General features: G+C 65.1%; 18 protein-coding genes. 14 read left to right on the forward strand and 4 right to left on the reverse strand.

Going from position 1 to position 19080, the window contains the following annotated elements:
* Window positions 1-163: 163 nt before the first annotated feature.
* The 7 genes from ACFW9O_RS11010 to ACFW9O_RS11040 all read left to right on the forward strand — a co-directional run bounded on the left by ACFW9O_RS11010 (window position 164) and on the right by ACFW9O_RS11040 (window position 9063).
* Window positions 164-685, forward strand: coding sequence for a hypothetical protein (locus ACFW9O_RS11010; RefSeq protein ID WP_384607486.1), 522 nt, complete (start codon window positions 164-166; stop codon window positions 683-685).
* Between the two features lie 262 nt (window positions 686-947).
* Window positions 948-2477 carry an ATP-binding protein gene (locus ACFW9O_RS11015; RefSeq protein WP_384607488.1) on the forward strand — a complete coding sequence of 510 codons (1530 nt, stop codon included), beginning with the start codon at window positions 948-950 and terminating at the stop codon, window positions 2475-2477.
* 47 nt (window positions 2478-2524) lie between these two features.
* The gene (locus ACFW9O_RS11020; RefSeq protein ID WP_384607491.1) at window positions 2525-5449 is read left to right on the forward strand and encodes a Z1 domain-containing protein; all 2925 of its coding nucleotides are present in this window, start codon (window positions 2525-2527) and stop codon (window positions 5447-5449) included.
* Between the two features lie 70 nt (window positions 5450-5519).
* Window positions 5520-6500: a NaeI family type II restriction endonuclease gene (locus ACFW9O_RS11025; RefSeq protein ID WP_384607494.1), complete on the forward strand. Its 981-nt coding sequence runs from the start codon at window positions 5520-5522 to the stop codon at window positions 6498-6500.
* A 62-nt stretch (window positions 6501-6562) separates the two neighbouring features.
* Complete coding sequence (locus tag ACFW9O_RS11030) at window positions 6563-7981, forward strand: PIN-like domain-containing protein (protein ID WP_384607496.1); 1419 nt, start codon at window positions 6563-6565, stop codon at window positions 7979-7981.
* Window positions 7982-8009: 28 nt separating this feature from the next.
* The gene (locus tag ACFW9O_RS11035) at window positions 8010-8612 is read left to right on the forward strand and encodes a hypothetical protein (RefSeq protein WP_384607499.1); all 603 of its coding nucleotides are present in this window, start codon (window positions 8010-8012) and stop codon (window positions 8610-8612) included.
* Entirely contained in the window at window positions 8605-9063 is a 459-nt protein-coding gene (locus tag ACFW9O_RS11040) for a very short patch repair endonuclease (protein WP_384607502.1), read from the forward strand. The genes ACFW9O_RS11035 and ACFW9O_RS11040 overlap by 8 nt, the downstream gene beginning before the upstream one ends.
* On the opposite strand, the gene ACFW9O_RS11045 is transcribed toward ACFW9O_RS11040, so the two are convergent.
* A complete protein-coding gene (locus ACFW9O_RS11045) occupies window positions 8998-10209 on the reverse strand; it encodes a DNA cytosine methyltransferase (RefSeq protein WP_384607505.1) in 1212 nt (403 codons plus the stop codon). The two genes, ACFW9O_RS11040 and ACFW9O_RS11045, sit on opposite strands and share 66 nt — an antisense overlap.
* 161 nt (window positions 10210-10370) lie before the next feature.
* On the opposite strand from ACFW9O_RS11045, the gene ACFW9O_RS11050 reads away from it, so the two are divergent.
* The gene (locus ACFW9O_RS11050; protein WP_384607508.1) at window positions 10371-11174 is read left to right on the forward strand and encodes an HNH endonuclease; all 804 of its coding nucleotides are present in this window, start codon (window positions 10371-10373) and stop codon (window positions 11172-11174) included.
* Here ACFW9O_RS11050 and ACFW9O_RS11055 read toward each other — a convergent pair.
* Window positions 11144-11902: an ATP-binding protein gene (locus ACFW9O_RS11055; protein ID WP_384607511.1), complete on the reverse strand. Its 759-nt coding sequence runs from the start codon at window positions 11900-11902 to the stop codon at window positions 11144-11146. The genes ACFW9O_RS11050 and ACFW9O_RS11055 overlap by 31 nt on opposite strands.
* A gap of 83 nt (window positions 11903-11985) precedes the next feature.
* Here ACFW9O_RS11055 and ACFW9O_RS11060 point away from each other — a divergent pair, with 83 nt between their 5' ends.
* The 5 genes from ACFW9O_RS11060 (at window position 11986) to ACFW9O_RS11080 (ending at window position 15947) form a co-directional block, all read left to right on the forward strand.
* Entirely contained in the window at window positions 11986-12852 is an 867-nt protein-coding gene (locus ACFW9O_RS11060) for a helix-turn-helix domain-containing protein (RefSeq protein ID WP_384607513.1), read from the forward strand.
* A complete protein-coding gene (locus ACFW9O_RS11065) occupies window positions 12833-13042 on the forward strand; it encodes a DUF397 domain-containing protein (RefSeq protein WP_384607516.1) in 210 nt (69 codons plus the stop codon). Before ACFW9O_RS11060 ends, ACFW9O_RS11065 begins: the two co-directional genes overlap by 20 nt.
* 159 nt (window positions 13043-13201) lie before the next feature.
* Window positions 13202-14905: a hypothetical protein gene (locus tag ACFW9O_RS11070; protein WP_384607519.1), complete on the forward strand. Its 1704-nt coding sequence runs from the start codon at window positions 13202-13204 to the stop codon at window positions 14903-14905.
* 43 nt (window positions 14906-14948) lie between these two features.
* Window positions 14949-15419, forward strand: coding sequence for a hypothetical protein (locus tag ACFW9O_RS11075; RefSeq protein ID WP_384607522.1), 471 nt, complete (start codon window positions 14949-14951; stop codon window positions 15417-15419).
* A 15-nt stretch (window positions 15420-15434) separates the two neighbouring features.
* Window positions 15435-15947 (forward strand): nucleoside deaminase, encoded by a 513-nt coding sequence (locus tag ACFW9O_RS11080; protein WP_384607525.1) that lies wholly within the window; start codon window positions 15435-15437, stop codon window positions 15945-15947.
* A 99-nt stretch (window positions 15948-16046) separates the two neighbouring features.
* On the opposite strand, the gene ACFW9O_RS11085 is transcribed toward ACFW9O_RS11080, so the two are convergent.
* The gene (locus tag ACFW9O_RS11085; protein ID WP_384607527.1) at window positions 16047-16598 is read right to left on the reverse strand and encodes a YcxB family protein; all 552 of its coding nucleotides are present in this window, start codon (window positions 16596-16598) and stop codon (window positions 16047-16049) included.
* Between the two features lie 167 nt (window positions 16599-16765).
* On the reverse strand, window positions 16766-17512 hold the full coding sequence (locus ACFW9O_RS11090; protein ID WP_384607529.1) for a GntR family transcriptional regulator: 747 nt from the start codon (window positions 17510-17512) through the stop codon (window positions 16766-16768).
* Window positions 17513-17632: 120 nt separating this feature from the next.
* Here ACFW9O_RS11090 and ACFW9O_RS11095 point away from each other — a divergent pair, with 120 nt between their 5' ends.
* Window positions 17633-19054 (forward strand): MFS transporter, encoded by a 1422-nt coding sequence (locus ACFW9O_RS11095; protein WP_384607532.1) that lies wholly within the window; start codon window positions 17633-17635, stop codon window positions 19052-19054.
* The last annotated feature ends 26 nt before the right edge of the window (window positions 19055-19080 follow it).

A 19080-nucleotide genomic window follows, 5' to 3' on the forward strand; every position in this document is an offset into this window, starting at 1 on the left:
CACTGACATCAGGGTCATACCTGCGCCACACTCTGGCTCCCGAATCAATGACAGAGCGGACGGGTGGCCGGATGACAGGCCCGGTCGGCCGCGCAAGGGGAAGGCAGGCACACCGGTGCTGAACGGACTCGGGCAGCTGGGGAAGTCCGTCCGAAGGCGGGACATGCTCAGGTACGGCGGCCTCGGCCTGCTCTCCGTCGCACTGGCGGCCTGCGGCGGGAAGAAGGACGGCGACGAGGCGCCGGGCGCGGGCGGCAAGCCCGCCAGGCCGACAGTCACGGGGGCCGCGATCCAGGCCTTCGCAGCCGGCTCATGGAACCTCGCCTACGCCCCGCAGGGGCAGGTCAACGCCGGGAGCGAGTACCCACGGATCGACATCACGGGCCGCACCTGGAGCCTCGACGGGGGTGACCTGACGGGTTCCTTCGAGCTCACCGGGAACGAGCTCGTGGTCCGGGTCGACGGCAGGAGCTCGGACAACGTCTGGGCCGCTACCGGCATGCCCGGCACGGTCGGCGACAGCGAGTCGCTCACCCTGCAATGGGGACACGACGCGGAATCCGGCCCCGTCGATCCCGGCTCCCCGGTGGACACCACACCGACCCCGCTCCCCGTCGTCTGGGACGGCACCACACTCCGGATCCAGGCGGGGAACGGCCTGCTGATCACCGCGGTACGCGCCTGACACCTCACCGCGACCCCCGTACGAAGCGCCTCCGCGCCCGCACGGGGGCGCTCGGCTGCGTGGGCGTGGTCTGCGCCTCCGTTGTGCGGGGTTCACGAACAGCGGTAACGCGCCACAAATCCCCCGCTCCCCAGGCCGGGACGACCGGAATTCACCAGGACTCCCCTATGTCGCATCTTTGCAATACGATCACATTCAACTAATCGTCCCCGGGCCGCCCGTCCCCACACAGGCCCCGTTCTGTCTGCGCGAGGAAGTTCCCATGCCGCCCTACCAGCCTTCCGCGGACTGGCAGTACGAGATCCCGACGACCGGCAGCAAGCGCCTCCCGCCGGCGCCCCGTTACGTCGAATCGCTGACGCACCAGGGGTACGGATTCGAGGCGGCGATAGCCGACCTCGTGGACAACTCCATCGACGCGGGCGCCCGCAATGTCGTCATCAGCTTCCTCCGGGACGAGGACCGCCTCGTCAGTCTCCTTGTCGTCGACGACGGTTCCGGCATGAACGACGAGGCGCTCGACACCGCCATGACGGTCGGCGGCAGGCAGGACTACGAGGCGCAGGCGCTCGGCCACTTCGGTGCCGGCCTCAAGGCGGCGTCCCTCTCCCACGCCGATTCGCTCACCGTGATCAGCCGGACCAAGCGCAGCCCGTCCACCGGCCGCCGCTGGCTGACGGCCCGCGCGCAGGCCGACTTCACCTGCGACATCGTCGACCCCGGCTACTGCCAGGACCTGGTCGACCGCTACGACGGACTGATCGAGTGGCACGGCACGATCGTCCGCTGGGACCGGGTCCGTGCTTTCGACACGATCACCGCAGGGCAGGCGGACCGCTACCTCAACGACGCGATCGAGAAGCTGGAAACCCATCTGGGGCTCCACCTGCACCGTTTCCTGGCCGACGAGCACTTCAACGTCGACATCGTCGTCGAGGACGTGGCGACGAAGGAGGAGCTGGATCACCGCGGTGTCGAGCCGATCGACCCGTTCGGCTACCGCATCCCGGGACGGGCGGGCTACCCGCGTACGTACACCGCCCCCGTCGAGGGTGTCGGCGAAGTGGCTCTGACCGCTCACATCTGGCCGCCGAAGTCCCCGCTCGTCAGCTTCCGTGGTATCGGTTCACTCGCCGAGCGCCAGGGCTTCTACATCTACCGCAACAACCGGCTCGTCCAGGCGGGCGGTTGGAACAGCACCCGCACCGGGGAGGGGCACCTGGCCCTCGCCCGTATCGCGATCGATCTTCCGGCCGAGCCGAACGACGTCTTCAGCCTCACGGTCAAGAAGGACGGCGTGACCGTCACCCCGGCCTTCGCACGGGGGCTTGAGCAGGCCACGGATGCGGCGGGCCACTCCTTCGCCGAGTACGTCCAGGAGGCGCAGGCGACCTACCGGGAAGCCGCCAAGCGTGCCTCCGAGCCGCAGCGCAAGGCGGTGATCCCCGCAGGCAAGGGACTCGACCCGCGTCTGAAGCGCACGCTCCGCGACGAACTGCCGGAGCTGGAGGGCGAGGACCCGCTCACGTTCCGGTGGGACACGCTGCCGTCGGAGCTGTTCTTCGAACTCGACCGCGACGAGCGCGTGATCAAGCTCAACAAGGAGTACCGGCAGGTGTTCAACGGCGGCCGGCGCGGTGGTCTGAACGACGCCCCGGTGGTGAAGAGCATGCTCTACCTGATGGTCAACGAGATCTTCCAGAAGGAGCGCGTCCGGGCCGTCCACACCGACAACGTCGCCCTGTGGAACAGCGTCCTGGTCGAAGCGGCCCGCTGCGAACTCGCCCGCTGACACCCACCGCCCCGTACTCCGCCACGCCTGAGGAAGCCACGCCGACGATGACCGATCACCTGTTCAACCTGCACGGCGACGTCCTGGCGGCCATGCGCCGGGGCCCCAAGGCCTTTTCGAAGCTGGCCTTCGCACTGTCCGACGCGGAGGAACCTGCCGACACCGCCCTCGGTCACTTCCAGGACCGGATAGTGGCAGCGGGCCCCGGCGACGAGCTCACCGCGCTCTGGCATCGCACGCTGACGTCCTGGGACCTCACCGAACAGGCCGACTGGTCCGACGCCCCCGCGCGCACGGACGCCCGGCGCTCGGACACGTACGACCGTCTCGGCTTCGGCGCCGATCTTCGTAAGGCACTCGACGTGGCCGTCCCGGTCTTCAAGGAGCCCGGGGCCACGGTCATCAGCAAGGAGTTCACCTCCTGGTACTCCCGGGACACGGCGGCGGCACGCGCCTTCTACTGGAACTCCTACGAGCAGACACTGCGCCGCAAGGGCTGGTCGGACGCGGCGGTTTCGAGCCTGGACGAGGCGAGCCACGCCGTGGTCGAGCGTCTGTCCGACCCCACCCGGACCGAGGCGTACGGCGCACGGGGCCTGGTCGTCGGGTACGTCCAGTCGGGCAAGACCGCCAACTTCACCGGGGTCACGGCGAAAGCCATCGACGCCGGCTACCGCCTGGTCATCGTGCTCGGCGGCACCCTGAACCTTCTCCGCGGCCAGACCCAACGCCGTCTGGACATGGAGCTGATCGGCCAGGAGAACATCCTGCGCGGCGCCGACCCGGCGGACACGGACGCGCTCGTCGGCGTCGACTACCAGGACGACGAGGACTGGCCGGCGAAGTTCGTCAGCCACGGCGGCCGTCCGTCGACGCTGGGCTCCTTCGACATCGAGCGCCTGACGACACGGGACAACGACTACAAAAGCCTGGAAACCGGCATCCGGGCCCTCGAATTCGACAAGCAGGACCGCACCCAGCCGCTGTACGTCCCGGACAACCTGCACCACGCGGCCGCGCGCGTGATGGTGGTGAAGAAGAACTCGCTGGTCCTGGCCAAGCTGCTCAAGGACCTGAAGAAGATCGGCCCGATCCTCTCCGAGATCCCCGCTCTGATCATCGACGACGAGTCCGACCAGGCATCGGTGAACACGACGGACCCGAAGAAGTGGGAGGACGGCAAGGTCACGCGTAAGGCCATCAACAGCCAGATCACGCAGCTCCTCAGCCTGCTTCCGCGCGCCCAGTACGTCGGCTACACGGCGACGCCCTTCGCCAACGTCTTCGTGGATCCGGGCGACGAGGAGGACATCTTCCCGCGGGACTTCCTGATCTCACTGCCCCGCCCGACCGGCTACATGGGCGTGCAGGACTTCCACGACCTCGAGTCCGAAGGAACCGCCGAAGAGACTCACGTACGCGGGATCTACGACGGCACCACCGACCGTCTCCAGGAAGCCCTGGATGCCTTCGTCCTCACGGGCGCTCTGAAGCTGTACCGAGCGGCCAACGGCGTTCCCGAAGGACCGTTCCGCCACCACACGATGCTCGTCCACGAGTCCGTACGGCAGCGTGAACACGCGATTCTCGCCCTGCGCATCAACTCGATGTGGCACCGGTCGGCCTACACCGGCCAGGAGGGTCACGCCCGCCTCGCCGCCCTCCTCGCCGACGACTTCCAGCGGTTCGCGGACGACGGCCTGCCCACGCCCACGTCGTACGACGACCTCAAGCCGTACGTCTCCCGTGCACGCCAGCTCATCAACTCGGGCGGCGAACCGGTCATCATCGTCAACGGTGACACCGAACGGGACTACGAGCAGCCGGAACTGGACTTCGACCGCACGCCGCACGTGTGGAAGATCCTGGTCGGCGGCACCAAGCTCTCCCGCGGTTTCACGATCGAGGGCCTCACGATCACGTATTACCGCCGCACCACCCAGCAGGCCGACACCCTCATGCAGATGGGCCGCTGGTTCGGCTTCCGCCCCAACTACCGGGACCTGGTCCGCCTGTACATCGGGCGCGAGGAGGCCCTGGGCAAGTCCAAGACCGTCGACCTGTACGAGGCCTTCGAGGCGATCTGCCGCGACGAGGAAACCTTCCGCGCCCAGCTCACCCGCTACGCCGCCTTGGTGGACGGCAAGCCCCAGGTCACCCCGGCCCAGATCCCACCACTGGTCTCGCAGCACCTGTCGTGGCTCAAGCCGGCGGCCCGCAACAAGATGTTCAACGCGGAGCTGGTGGAGATCCGGTCGCCGGGGCAGCCGATCGAACCCGCCGCCTACCCTGCGGACGCAGCAGCGACGGGGCGAAACACTGAACGTTGGGAGCCTCTGCTCAGCACCCTCACCTCGGCACCTGTCACACTCACCAACCCTTCAGACAGCACGAGTTCACTGTCGCGCAGCTTCTCTGCCCTCACATCGACCATCTCCCACGCGGAACTTGTCTCTATTCTGAGTGCGCTCGAGTGGGAGCGGCCTGAGCTCTTCCGGCCCCATCTGACCTACCTCTCACAGCTCGATGGACGGCTGGCCAAGGTGGACGACTGGCTCGTCATCGTTCCCCAGCTGTCCCGCTCGAACCGAACCGAGGCAAGCATCCTGGGTTCAGTGCCCCTTTCGCTTGCCCGTCGAAGCCGTCAAGCAGGGAAGACTGTCTTCGGACGCATTTCAGGTGTAGAGCATCGGACTTCAGCCCAGCGCATCATCGACGGACCGGGCAGCGAGGATCTCTCGATCAGCCCGACCACCGGAGTGATGCTCCTCTACCCGGTGGTTGAGGGTCAGAATGATGCAGAGACAGCCTCGGCAGCACCCCACGGAGTTGCTGACCCGTCGAAGGTCACGATGGCCTTCACGTTGATTCCGCCGAAGTCTGCGATCGACTCCACGCGACAGCTTCTTCGCTTCCAGGCCAAGGACTCCAGCCACGCACGGGACGTCTTCGTGACGTCAACTTCCCTCTGACGGGAACTCGGCGATCACCCCGGTAGTCAAGCAGGTACCCCGTCCGCGCCGCTTCACGAAAGAGTGCCAGGTGACTCTGTTTGACCCTCCGGGGCCGGTACCCGGCGTTTGCGATGATCCTGAACTGATGCTGGTGCACCAGCACTTGATCCGGGTCGATCCTGATGGCGACCGCTTCGCCCGGGTGCTGCGGGACACTATCGACCAGCTCCTGAACGGTGAGGCGACTGGCCGCTATGACTGGGCCACTCTGTTCAAGACCGAGAAGACCCACGCGGGAACTCTTGTTGAGATCAACCTGCAGCGCGAGTTCGAGTTCCACGACGGCGTTGACATGGACTACCGCATCGAGGACATCGACGTCGACTGCAAGTACTCGCAGACGTTCGGCTCCTGGATGATTCCCCCTGAGGCGGAAGGCCATCTGTGCCTGCTCGTCTGGGCTGATGACTATAAAAGCCTCTGGAGCGCCGGTCTCATGCGGATAAAACGCGAGTGGCTCAATGGCGGCACCAACCGGGACATGAAGTTCACTGTCAAGGCAGAGCACAGAAGCAAGATCACATGGCTCTGGAAGGACGCTGCTCTGCCAGAGAACATTCTGCTCCACCTTCCCCCGTCAACGCGGGCGCGCATCCTGATTCCTGGCAAGAACAAAGGGCAGGCACGCGTACGTGAGCTGTTCCGGGCGGTCCACGGCAAGCGAATCGGCCGCGGCGTCGTACGCACTGCTGCCCAGCAGCTCGACTACATGGCACGCGTACGAGAGGGGAGCAAAGGGCGCGCCCGCCCCGCCCTGCGCCCCGAAGGAATCATTGTTCTGGGCGACTACCAAAGCCACCAGGCAGTGGCCAGAGACCTTGGTGGCCCGGTCCCAGAGGAAGGCGAGTTCGTCGCACACCGCGTCGTGCGCGCCCGGCCCGAGTACGAGAGTCGCCCACAGGCCGAGATCGACGGGGAGTTCTGGGTCGTGGCCAAGCCTGGTGACGCGGTGGAGACGGCACCGCAGCTACCAGAGGCTCAGGAGAGCAGGGCCAGATCAGTTCAGTAGCGCCCCCCGCCTGAAGCAGAGATCATCACCTTCAGCACCTAACCGAGGGCAGGAGTTGAGCAGTGGCCAGTCTTGAGGGCGATCTCCCGTTGATCAAGCAGTACCGGGACTGGATCCAGAAGAGCCCGTCTGAGAACGATCCGGACCGGGATCGGTTCTTCACAGACGGAGTCGTCGTACTCGATACGAATGTCCTGCTCAGCCTCTACGAGTACACCCCCACCGCACGCCAACAGGTGCTGGATGCCCTCCAGAACGTCCAGTCGCAGCTATGGCTTCCACACCAGGTCGGGCTCGAATTCGTACAGAATCGCCATCGTGTGATCACCGGCAGAAAGAAGGCGCTCGAAGAAGGTCGCCGGATCCTTCAGAACAAGCTGCGCGACGCCAAGACGGCAGTGAAAGAAGCCCGGTCACACACTCAGCGGATGTTGATGAAGTACGCACAGGACATCCAGGCATCCAACGAGCTAGACACACAGATCTCCAACCAAGCCATTGAAGAACTTTTCAAAGACTGGAGTACGGCTCTAGGAGAACAGATCTCCAAGCTGTCAGACTACGACGTCACCATATCGCCTGGCGGTGAGGGCGACGATGTCCTGTCCCAGGTTGCCGCACTCTTCGGAGACCAGATCTCAGACCCGCCCCATCCAGAAGAGATCCGGAAGCGTGTCGAGGAAGCCTCAGAATATAGGTTTCCTAATCTCATCCCTCCCGGCTTCATGGACGCCGGGAAAGGTACTTCCCTTGCATCTTCTGGCGACTTCCTGCTCTGGGAGGAGACCATGGCACACATGGCCGCCTCGACAGAACGCTCACATCTCCTCTTCGTCTCAAACGACACGAAAGAAGACTGGTATCAGCCAAAGGGGGAAGGCCGAAATTCTGCCCGCCCCTGGCCTGCTCTGGCCAATGAATTGAGGCTGCGCACCGGGGCAGAGTTGAGGATGGAGACTCCAGGAGATTTCTATCGAGGCATCAATCGATTCCTTCACGTGGAAATCACAGAGGCAACGTACGCCGAGATCGACCGGGCTGCCGTGAACCCCGTCGAGGCAGTGATCACGGAACAGGATGCTGTTAGCAAGCAACCTCCCGCTGACCTTGTCGCTGCGTCGCTCGACGCAGCCGGGCTGGAAGAGTCCCTGCTCAGCGACATGAACGATGCCGAGCATCGCATGCTTCTGCTGTGGTGGCTGATCGGCGCCACCGCACAACTGAAGCGGCGGCCCTGCTTCGATGACGAACCAGATGTCGTAGTCGCGCCGGCGACTCGCTCGACGTCACAGCCTGACCCCAGCTGGGTTCCGGGGACCCGCCTCCATCTCGGCGAATGGCCCTACCGGAGCTCATCATGGATCGCCCCATGGTTTGCCCAGGCAGTCAACAATGCGTCTCGCCGCGACAGGAAGGTTCTGCAGACTCTGGCTGCTCAGCAGCTGGCCTTCGAGACGACGGACAGGATGCCCGATCAATGAAACACTTACCGGAGAACGGATTCACTCAATGACCATTCAACAGTCCCCCGATGAAGAGTGGCAGCAGCTCAGGCAGAATGCCGAACACGCCCTGGGTATCCTGCTGTCAGAAATCTCAAACCATCGAGATCCGCAATCACTTTTCGAGGCTTACACCTACGCGAAGGAAATTTCCGCGCGCGCCCTCCAGTCTCGAATGCTGGATCACCTCCCTGCGGAGAATCATAAATTTCGGGCCCTTCACAGGGAAATACGGCAGGAAATGCTTTCACGTTATCAAGACGTGGTCCCGGAAGTCCTTCTAAGAACTCCGTACGGCGGCAAGACGCACGAACGTCTCTTCTCCTTGCTTCAGGAGAACCTTGAACGGCCGGTCCAAGCAGCGATGCTTCGCATCGTAACGGGGGATAATGTTCACACCGAACGACGAGCTCGCGAACTCCGCGAGCTCGGATTCGACCTACACTGGCATGAGGAAGAAGAGATCAGCATCTATGAACTTCGCTCACTTGAGCTGGATTTCGACATGATCCCCTCCATCGTAAGAAACAATGCACGGCGCACGAAGTCCTACACGAAGGACGAGAAGAAGCGCATCCTCAGGGACGCTGGCATTCCCGAAAATGGTTAGCAACGACGATACCTGGCAAGCTCCAGAAGGCTCCTGGGCTTCATCCGCCGCCCGGCGCCGCAACATGCAGGCGATCCGCAGCCGCGACACCAAGCCGGAACTGCTGATCCGACGACTCCTGCACGCCCAGGGCCTGCGTTACCGAGTGGCTGCGAAGCCTCTGCCGGACCTTCGCCGGACGGCGGACATCGTCTTCCGTCCGGCGAAGCTGGCTGTCTTCGTCGATGGCTGCTACTGGCACGGCTGCCCAGACCACTACGTCCCACCGAAGACCAACTCCGGCTACTGGTCCGCAAAGGTCCTGCGAAACGTCACCCGCGACCGGGACACAGACGAGCGGCTCCAGGCCGCGGGCTGGACGGTGCTCCGGTTCTGGGAACACGAGTCACCCGACGACTGCGCCCACACGATCGCCACTGCGGTCAGCCGGACTCGGAACTGCAGGCATTGAAATCTCAGCCCGCGTGAAGAGCTGCTCGCTGTCCCGCTTGCCAGCCTTGGTCCGCTGCTCCCGGACGCTGACAATAACGTCGGCCTCCTTGGCAGCCTTGAGTGCGGCGAGGATCTGCTCACCAACCGCTTGGGCGACCGGCGGGGGGAAGGCGTTGCCCACTTGCCGGTAGGCAGCAGTCTTCTTGCCCTTGAACTTCCAGCTCTGCGGGAAGCCTTGGATGATCGCGGCCTGCTCGACAGTTAGCTTCGGTCCGGCAGCGGCAAAGAGGTCACGCTCCTGGCTTTCCTGTCGCTCCATTTCTGCTGAGTCATTTGCTACTCCCAGCCCGCAGACGCCAAGCGCCTCCCATGCCTTCTTAGCCCGGGTCGGACCGAGGTCGGCTCCACCGTGCTTCTTAGATCCGCCAACGAGCGTGGGGGCAACGCCCTTGAGCGCCTTCTCCTGCCAGGTCTTCAGCGTGCTCGCGGCTCGCGGGTCATCGACGGCAGCGAAGCGGGCAGTCATCGTCTTGTCCAGTGCTGCCCGCACCGTGCGCAGCTCGCGCTTCTCTGGCTTGGCAGCAACGAAATAGGGGATGCAGTCCCGCTTCATGGCCACCAGAATAGCGCGAGGGCGCAGCTGCGGAACGCCGTAGTCCTTGGCCTCCAGCACCGTCCAGTAGCACTTCTCGTAGCCCATGAGCTCCAGGCGTTCCAGCAGTTCCTCCCGGTACCCCTGGAACTTCTCCACGGGCTCCAAAAGCCCTCGGACGTTCTCGATCATTACGGCCTTGGGCTCAAGCTCGTCGACCAGCTCGAGCATGACCGGGAACAGGTCCCGCTCATCGTCCCGACCCAACTGCTTGCCTGCCACCGAGAACGGCGGGCAGGGCACGCCGCCGGCCAGGAGATCAAGCTCCCCCGGCTCCAGCCCCAGCTCAAGTCGCAGATCCAGCGGCTTGAGCTCCGTCAGATCGGCCTGCTTGACCAGGCAGCCTTCCCACTCCGGGTTCCCCTCCACATTCTCTCGGAGGGTTTCCACCGCATGGGGATCGATCTCGATCAGCGCCAGATGCCGGAACAGCGCATTGTGCAGGCCTAGCGCCTGCCCACCCGCCCCAGCGCAGATCTCGACCGAAGTGAACGTCCTCTCGGTGCTGGTCATGCACCCTCCTTCCAAACGAGCCCGACTGGCACGGTTCCCCACCAGTCCTCACAGAGGGTGACAGACCCCACTGACAACGCGACCGCCTTCAAGTGTGCGTCACGCATCAATGCACTCCGACCGCCCCACACGTGACAGCGAACACTCATACGATATGGCCCATGCCGAGAATCCCTACGTGGACCCACGACGAGCTGCTGCTGGCCTGCGCACTCGTGGTCGAGAACGGCTGGAGTGAGCTCCGGGAGGGCGACCCTCGGGTGCTCGACCTCTCCGACCTGCTTCGTTCCTTGCCCATCCACAAAGGTGTCGCGCAGGTGACCCCGCAATTCAGGTCCACAGGAAGTGTCAGCCACAAGACCACCGACCTGGCGACGAACCATCCTGCCTACGTCGGCACTCCTACCAAGGGAGGGCGCCTGGACAAGGAAGTGATCACAGCCTTCATCACGCGGCCCTCCGAGATGCTTGAGGCTGCCGAAGCTCTGCGGCTGGGGATCAGCACGGGTGAGCTGTACAAGATTCCAGAGGATCCAGACGAAGTCGACAGTGAGGGAAACTCGGCGATCGAGGGCCGCCTCCTTGCCCGCTGGGCCTTGCATCGCGAACGTGACCGGGGTCTCAGGGCTAGCAAGATCGCACGGGCGGTGAAGCTGGGCCACCCGTTGCAGTGCGAGGTCTGCACCTTCGATTTCGGCCAGTTCTACGGGCCCCTCGGGCAGGGCTACATCGAGGTTCATCACCGACTGCCCCTCCATCTATCCGGACCCCGAGAAACCAAGCTGGACGACCTGGCCGTCCTCTGCTCTAACTGCCACCGGATGTGCCACAGGAGCCGCCCCGGTGAATCCTGGCGCACACCCGCCGCCCTGCGGGCCGAGATCGCACAGTTCACTCCCGGATTTCTGACCAGAGACCTTGCCTGCACGGAAGATCACGCGGCTGCACCCAGCCCGGCTTCGTAACGCTGCTGGGCGCGATCGAGGACGTCATCGGGGTCATACCCCTGAGAGACCATCCAATGGAGCAGATCGACAATCAGAGCGGTCGCTGCCTCCTCTTGCGCTCGCGAATGGCTGAGTGGAACAGCAACCGCCCCCACCAGCTCCCGATACTCACCAAGAACCACCCTGGCGCGCTGGACTCGGGCAGGCCCGCCATCGCCATGCAGAGCCAGCTCGCACCAGACCGCCTTTCCCGACGCAGTGACGCGAGTTCCCCAGTCACGTGTCATGCCTGCAAGAAGGTGGAGCCCACGACCACACTCTGAGGCACATCCAGTCTCAGCAAGGGCCGGGGTCTCGTGGCTTGTGTCGTGAATCTCCACGTGGATGGCATCGGTGCGAATCTCGACCACGAGTGCGGCAGCTGTTCCCACACCAACGTGCTTGACCACGTTGGTAGCGAGCTCGGTCACTACGAGTTCAGCCTCGTCGGCCAGACCAGCCAGCCCCCAGGGTGACAGCTCCGCACGCACGGCTCTCCGCAGCCCGCACATGCTCTCGGGGCACGCCTTGAACGGCAGAACATACCGGTACGGAGTCTGAGGCTTGCTGCAACCTGCCATGTCAGGTACTCCCTCGTAAGCCAGACAGCGCTGAACCCACCGTGCCCACACGAGTGCACTGTGTAGCGCCTGGATGCGAGTATGGCACTGAGATATCTCGCTGTGTAACTTCTCACGACTATCCATCGAGTGAATCTGGTGGTGCAGCAACTCGACGTCGATCTAGCCTCGTTGGGCCGGCACCCCGGTACCACCCGGAAGGGATCCACATGCCAGCGAGGGCCACCACCCGCCGACGCCACCTCGGTGCAACTATGCGCAAGCTGCGCGCCCGCACGGGAATGACCCTGGAGGAGGCCGGCCAGCTCGTCGGGGTATCCAAGGCCACTGTCAGCCGTTACGAAACGACTGAGGGGCCGGTCAAGTGGCTGGTGATCGACGCGCTCTGCCGCGAGTACGGCGCCAGCGAAGCTGAGCGCCTGGTCGTCGTGGGACTGGCCAAGGACGCCAAACAGCAGGGGTGGTGGAGCTCGTTCGCCGACCACATCCCCGAGACCATGAACCTCATGCTCACCCTCGAAGACGAGGCTGTGCGTGAGGACCACTTCTCCTGCGTGTACGTACCTGGGCTGCTCCAGACCCGGAGCTACACCACCGCACTGCAGCAGGCTAACGAGATGCGCCGCTCCCCCGAGGAGATTGAGCGCCTCGTCGATATCCGCATGCGGCGCCAGGCGATCCTCAACCGCCCCGACGCGCCGCACCTCTGGGCCATCCTCGACGAGTCAGTCCTCCGGCGGGTGATGGGCTCCCCGGACATCATGCGTGAGCAGCTCAGTCACCTGCTCGCCAGCTGCGACTCGGGGAACGTGACCTTGCAGGTCCTGCCGTTCTCCCGGGGTGCTCACTGCGCTGCCCTGGGCAGCTTCGTCATCCTCGGCGGTGCCGAACCGACACTTGATGTGGTGTACGTCGACCTTCACGTCGGATCGGTCTTCATGGAGAAGGAAGCGGAACTGGATCGCTACCGACTTGCGTTCGAATACCTGCGCGCACAAGCGTTGGACATCGAAGCCTCACGGGAGCTGATCAGCCGTGCTAAGGAGGACCTGAAGGATGCCAAGGACGAACATTGAGGTTCCAGACTCTGCCTGGTTCAAGTCGTCTTACAGCGGAGGCAACGAGACCGAGTGCGTGGAGACAGCCGTCTCCCCCATCGGCGCCTCCGTACGCGACAGCAAGCGGCCACACGAAGGCCACTTCCACATAGGTGCCGCTGCTTGGGCCGACTTCATTGGCTCGGTGCGCCAGGGAGATCTGAGCTAGACCTCTGACGGCCTACGCCCGCCACAGTTCATGGTGTGTGGGCGGGCGCTTGGCGCCGCCCGGCTGTGCACACCGGCCAATGGCCGAACGCCCTCCTTGGCAACACTGGTTACCCCTGGCACAGTTGCCCGGATCAGCGGCTCTCGGGGGGCATGTTCAGTGGCGCACGTACGTCGCGAGGCTGCCCTTGCGCTATGCGTTCTCCTGCTGATCCCGCTCGCTGTGCACCACCCAGTTGAGCGTGACGATGCGGTCGACGCCACGCAGTTCACGGTGGCGTTCTTCGCGACGCTCCTCACCGGTGAAGCGGTGATCTTCGCACTCACATTCTCCGCAGCCAGCTCCTGGCCGTCCCTGCGCGCCATCGACAGCCACATCGCATTCCGCGAGTGGGTCTTCATCGGCTGGATCGCCGCACTGTTCACTGCCTGCGGATTACTCGGCAAGAGCGGCATAAGCCTGACGTACGGTGCGGAGCTGTTCATTCTGGCCAACATCTTCGGCGTCTTCTCGTTCATACGACTCTTCGGCCTCGCTAGCATCGGCGGCCGGAATCGCCTTCTACGGCAGACCCTTACCTCGGCCCTGGCGGGCCCCCAACCTCAGGCGGCCCTGGACGACCCCGTGATCGCCGCCTATCTCGGCGCACTCGATCAGGCCATCAGCACAAACGACCCGACCGGCATCCGCCATCTCGTCGCCCAACTTGTCGATGCCCGGGTGTCTCCTGCGGAAAGCGCCTCATCTGTAGCCCTGCGGATGGAGGTCCTGCACCGCCTTACACGGGCAGCGCTGGTCCGGGGTGCCGATCCGGTCGTCGTCGTCAGCTGCGGGGAATCGTTGATCGACTCCGTACTTCAGCAGGCGCGCAACCTTCCGGAGCCATCCGTCGTACTCGGCGAGCTCAGCAGGTATCTGGCCTGGCTCGGCAGCACCTCTCGCCTCATGTCAGTACGAGGAATTGCCTCCGGCCGTGCCGCGCGCGAGCTCATCGCCATGAGCGTCGACAGCCGCCTGCGTATCCTTCTGGCCGTCGACCCTGACCCCAAGATGTTCGACAGCGCCGACCAGGTCGGCTCCGCCATCACCGACCCTGTCGGTGTACTCGTCTGGGCGCGCGATTTCACCGAGTTCCAAGGTGCCCACCAGGCGAACGCGCTCTACAGCGTGTTCCAGTTACTTACCGGCACCAAGTTCATGGGCAACTACTGGGATGGGGACTCCGTCATCGGTGCGTTGCGCGTCTCTCTCTTCAGCCATGGCGAGCGGACGGCGGGTCCGGACGCAGATGCGGCCCGGCAGCTCTTCGGTAGCCCCGAGGAGTTCGACCGGTTCTGGGCGCTTGTCTCAGTCAACGCCGTCGCAACGCTTCGTGACACTCGGGTTGGGCATCCACCGGAGCTCATCCGTCCTGAGTTCACACCGGACCCGCAACTGTTGGGCGCCTACTTGCGCTCCTTCGCAACACACCGGTGGTTCGACTCGGCAGCCGATGCCCACGAAGCGCTCCTCTCACTTGTGAGCCGGTCGGAGGGCTCTACGTCTCCTTGGCAGCTCGCCAGCCACCGCACAACTCTTCAGGCGCTGCGAACACCCGCCCCGCGCACCGAGCCACGGGAGCGGCCTGCCGCCATGGTGCTGTCCATTGCATGCCGACTCGCACCCCTCGAGCCGGACGGCTCCGAAACGGAACTGCGCGCATTTCTTGCCGGCCTTCCCGTGCAAGCCCTGGCCGCGACTGACGAGCTGGCCGCACGGGTACTGCCGGGCGGCACGCATGAGGGTGAGCCGGGAGACGCAGTTGTCCATGGGCTCAAGGTCATGCAACTCGTCGGCGCACACACTCGGGCATCACGTGGATAGTGACCTCTGGCGAAACCAGACAGCTCGGCTGCTGAGGCCCTCCGTGCGAGCCGCAGTCATGGTTCAGTGCGGCATCGGATGGCTGCGGCCGGAACGGTTGGCGTTGCGCAACGCCCTCGATGAGGCCGTGTTGACTGCCCAGGTCAGACGTGGCGAGCATCTCAGAATCAACAGGATCGTCCTGCATAACCTGCCGGTTGTCGTCAGCCGGGAGCCCGACTTCCGGTCCGTAACGGCATCCTTCGACGAGTGGCAGTTCAGGCTGGCCACGGCCTGCTCACTGCTGTCATCGCCCGCACCACAGATCCACCGGCTCATCATCCGAGGTGACGAGCCTGGGCCACCGATGCCGGATATGGTCGCCGTGTTGGAGAACGGCCAGTGGTCCGATGCGGAACAGGCTGAATCCGCACTGCGAATCATCGGGGCTGCTGGGATGACAACTCCACTGACTGGTTACGACATCAATCTGTCAGGGCCGTTCAGCGACAGTGATCCATCGATTCACATGTGACGTGGAGGAGAGCCCATGCCGTACACCAAGGAGTCGCCAGAGGATCACGCCTTTCTGGAGAAGGCCATTTCGGTGTCGCGCCACGCGCTGGACGACGAAGGGAAAACACCCTTCGGAGCCGTGGTCGTGGTTGACGGCATCGTCGTGGGTACTGGCACAAGTTCCGTGGTGGAGCTTCACGACCCGACAGCCCACGCCGAGATGATGGCGCTCCGAGCGGCCGGTGGCGCGCTGCAGAACCACCTCATGGAAAACGCCGTCATGTACTCCAGCAGCGAGCCTTGTCCTATGTGCCTCGTCGCGTGCTACTGGGCCCGCATCCCACGCCTCGTTTATGCAGCCACCAGCCACGATGTGGCGGTGAATGGTTTCGAAGACCTTCAGTTTTACCGGGAGTTGGCACTGCCCAACAGGGATCGCGGTTTGCTGGAAGAGGTGCCAGCAGGAGGCCAACTACGCAAGGACGCGGCCGGAGCACTGGCCGAGTGGGCGGACAGGCTTCCGTTCGCGGTCGTACCGAAGCTCTGATGGTTCCGACAGCTCATCGGGCCAAGAGATCACGCCCGTTAGGACGGCCTCGTTGTCTCCGATGTGCGTCACGCGTTGGCGATCCGGCGGGACCGGAACCTAGAGCCGCTTCAGGTTCCGGTCCAGGATCGCCCTGAGCCGGTCCACGTCCGCGGGGTCCTGCGCCCCCCGCTTGGGCAGCACCGCGATGCCGGCCGCGCGTTCGCCGCCCAGCAGCACGAAGAGCCCGGGCGTCTCGAGGAACTCCCGGTACACCGTCCAGTCGGTGGTGAAGGACACCCGCTCGCCGGTGCTGACCGCGCCGCGGTCGTCGGCCACCATGCGGCATTCACCGTACGGCTCCACGATGCTGAACATCCGGCGGGCCATCGTGCGCAGCCCCCTTGCGGTGCCCCAGCACGCGGCTCCCACGGAAATGAGCAGCGAGATGATCCAGACGATCGGCCCGGCATCGCGGAGCGCGGCGAAGACGACCACGGCGACAGCCGCCGTCGCCGGTGCCAGCAGTGCCTGGGCCCGGCCCGCCGGTGTGCGGCGCGCTCGTGCGCGGAGCGCCTCCTCGAAGTCCGCGGCCGTCGGCCGGTAGACGAACTCCGCGGCCGCGCCGCGGTCTATGTCCTGCTGAGAAGAATCCCCGCCCATGGTGTCCATAGGCCGGGATCCTAGCCAGCGCGTGCTCATCAGCCTGAACTGCGGTGAAGCGGTGGGCACTCGCACCACCGGCTGCCCGTCTGCGATCGGTACGCGGGCACGAGGGCCAGCCGGCCGCTCACTGCCTGCATGTCTCCGTTCCGCAGCGCGCGCCCCGGGCCCGGCCGTCACCCCTCCGTGCGTCGGCGTGGTTCGCGGCGTGGGCGCGGCGGTGCGTCGGTGTCGCCGAAGAGGTCGGGGTGGCGCGTGCGGATCGTGTCGACGTCGGCGAAGACCTGCCGCAGGTGTCCCCGCAGCGCGGCATCGGCACCGTCGATGTCCCGGCGTTCCAGCGCGTCGACGACGTCGGTGTGCTGGCGGATGAGGAGCGGCAGCTGGTCCTCGAGCGGCAGTGACAGGCGCCGTGCCCGGTCGAGGTGCGCCTTCGCGTGGCTGACGACGGACCACACCTCGGGGTGTCCGCCGGCCGTCATGAGGCGGGCGTGGAACTCCTCGTCGAGCTTGAAGAAGGCCTCCGGGTCGGATTGCTCTTCCGCCTCGGACTGCGCGGCGAGCAGCGCGCGCAGTTCCAGCACGTCCCGTGCACCGGCGCGTGTCACGGAGTCCCGCAGGGCGGCCAGCTCCAGTGCTTCGCGGACGAACTGGGCGGAGGCGATGTCCCGCTCCTTGATCAGCGCCACGAACGTGCCGAGCTGGGGATACACGTCGACCAGCCCCTCCTCCGCCAGGAGGATCAGGCTCTCTCTTACGGGGGTGCGGCTGACGCCGAGCTCGGCGGCCAGGTCGTTCTCCGACAGGGCCGCGCCCGGCAGGATCTCCAGCAGCACGATCCGTGTGCGCAGGAGCTCGTGCACCAGTTGCCGGGTGTTGCGGCCCTGCGCTCGGGCGGCGTGCAGTCCTGTGGACAAGACCATCGTTGCCCCTCCCCCTCTTGACGTTGCCTGAAGTACTTGTATGGTAGCCGACGCGATCTAGATTGTGTGGTCCTTCACGCAACGGACCACCTGATCTTTTACCTGCAAGGAGGCAGGCAGATGAGCGAGCACACCCCCAAGGGGACCACCCCCGGGAGGACGACCGCACCCGGCGAGACTTCGCCCAAGGAGCTGCGCCGGACCGTGGGCGCTTCCGTGGTCGGCACCATCGCCGAGTACTACGACTTCTTCATCTACGGCACCGCGTCCGCGCTGGTGTTCAACAAGGTGTTCTTCCCCGAGGTGGACCCCGCGGTGGGCACCCTGGCCGCGTTCTCGACGTATGCCGTCGGATTCTTCGCGCGACCGCTGGGCGGCCTGGTGTGGGGTCACATCGGTGACCGTGTCGGTCGCAAGAAGGCTCTCGTCTTCACCCTGCTCCTCACCGGCCTCGGCACCTTCGCGGTGGGCCTGATGCCGACGTACGACCAGATAGGCATCTGGGCCGCCGTCATCCTCGTCCTGGTCCGCCTGATCCAGGGATTCGGTGTGGGCGGTGAACAGGGTGGCGCCGTCCTGCTCACCGCGGAGGCCGCACCACCGGGCAGGCGCGGCATGTTCGCCAGTTTCGTGCAGCTCGGTTCGCCGGCCGCGTACCTGATCCCGACCGGGCTGTTCGCCCTGCTCACCTCGTTGCTCTCGGAGGAGGCGTTCGTCTCCTGGGGATGGCGCGTGCCCTTCCTGCTGAGCGCGTTCGTCGTCCTCATCGGCCTGTTCGTGCGCATGCGCGTCAACGAGTCGGAGACCTTCAAGGCCGCCAAGGAGACGCAGGCCCACCAGGTCGCTCCGCTGAAGCTGCTCGCCCGCGACCACAAGCGGGAGGTGTTCGGCGGTCTGTTCACCAAGTTCGTCGAGGCCGCGGTCTTCCCCTTCTACACCGTCTTCCTTGTTAGTTACGCGAAGGAACACGGCATCGACGACAGCATGGTCCTGAATGCCGTGATGATCGCCATCGCCTGCGAACTGGTCGCGATCCCGCTGATCGGCAGGCTCACCGACAAGGTCGGCCGCCGCCCGGTCTACCTGGCCGCAGCGGTCCTCAACCTGGTGCTCGTCGTCCCCGCGTTCAAGGCGATCGAGAGCGGCAGCATGGTCCTCGTCGTGCTCCTGCTGATCGCCGGCCTCGCGCTCGGCCACGCCGGCACCTACGCGCCGCAGGCGTCCTACTTCCCCGAGCTGTTCCCGGCCCGCGCCCGCTACAGCGGCGTCTCGGTGGTCTGGCAGTTCGGCTCGATGATCGCCAGCGGCCCGTTCACCGTCGTCGCCACCGCTCTGCTGATCGCCGGTGACGGCTCCTACACCTGGGTCGCGCTCTACGTGACCGCACTCATCACGGTCAGCATCGTGGCCCTGTTCTTCATGCCGGAGACGGCACCCAACAAGCGCGGCGGCGTCGAGTACGCCGACTGGGGCCGGGGGGAGACCGCAGCCCCGGGCGCCGAGACCGCCGCCCCGCGTGCCGAGTCCCTCGCCCGCAACTGATCCACCACCTCGCTCCCCGAAGGGCT

Origin of the sequence: Streptomyces sp. NPDC059499 (assembly GCF_042749285.1) — a bacterium.
Classification (GTDB): domain Bacteria; phylum Actinomycetota; class Actinomycetes; order Streptomycetales; family Streptomycetaceae; genus Streptomyces.

Bases quoted from the DNA above. Each gene is read 5' to 3' on its own strand.
- ACFW9O_RS11015 (WP_384607488.1), top strand. From the start codon at position 948: ATGCCGCCCTACCAGCCTTCCGCGGACTGGCAGTACGAGATCCCGACG.
- ACFW9O_RS11080 (WP_384607525.1), top strand. From the start codon at position 15,435: ATGCCGTACACCAAGGAGTCGCCAGAGGATCACGCCTTTCTGGAGAAG.
- ACFW9O_RS11050 (WP_384607508.1), top strand. From the start codon at position 10,371: ATGCCGAGAATCCCTACGTGGACCCACGACGAGCTGCTGCTGGCCTGC.
- ACFW9O_RS11055 (WP_384607511.1), bottom strand. From the start codon at position 11,902: ATGGATAGTCGTGAGAAGTTACACAGCGAGATATCTCAGTGCCATACT.
- ACFW9O_RS11040 (WP_384607502.1), top strand. From the start codon at position 8,605: ATGGTTAGCAACGACGATACCTGGCAAGCTCCAGAAGGCTCCTGGGCT.
- ACFW9O_RS11045 (WP_384607505.1), bottom strand. From the start codon at position 10,209: ATGACCAGCACCGAGAGGACGTTCACTTCGGTCGAGATCTGCGCTGGG.
- ACFW9O_RS11035 (WP_384607499.1), top strand. From the start codon at position 8,010: ATGACCATTCAACAGTCCCCCGATGAAGAGTGGCAGCAGCTCAGGCAG.
- ACFW9O_RS11095 (WP_384607532.1), top strand. From the start codon at position 17,633: ATGAGCGAGCACACCCCCAAGGGGACCACCCCCGGGAGGACGACCGCA.
- ACFW9O_RS11065 (WP_384607516.1), top strand. From the start codon at position 12,833: ATGCCAAGGACGAACATTGAGGTTCCAGACTCTGCCTGGTTCAAGTCG.
- ACFW9O_RS11090 (WP_384607529.1), bottom strand. From the start codon at position 17,512: ATGGTCTTGTCCACAGGACTGCACGCCGCCCGAGCGCAGGGCCGCAAC.
- ACFW9O_RS11060 (WP_384607513.1), top strand. From the start codon at position 11,986: ATGCCAGCGAGGGCCACCACCCGCCGACGCCACCTCGGTGCAACTATG.
- ACFW9O_RS11020 (WP_384607491.1), top strand. From the start codon at position 2,525: ATGACCGATCACCTGTTCAACCTGCACGGCGACGTCCTGGCGGCCATG.
- ACFW9O_RS11085 (WP_384607527.1), bottom strand. From the start codon at position 16,598: ATGGACACCATGGGCGGGGATTCTTCTCAGCAGGACATAGACCGCGGC.
- ACFW9O_RS11010 (WP_384607486.1), top strand. From the start codon at position 164: ATGCTCAGGTACGGCGGCCTCGGCCTGCTCTCCGTCGCACTGGCGGCC.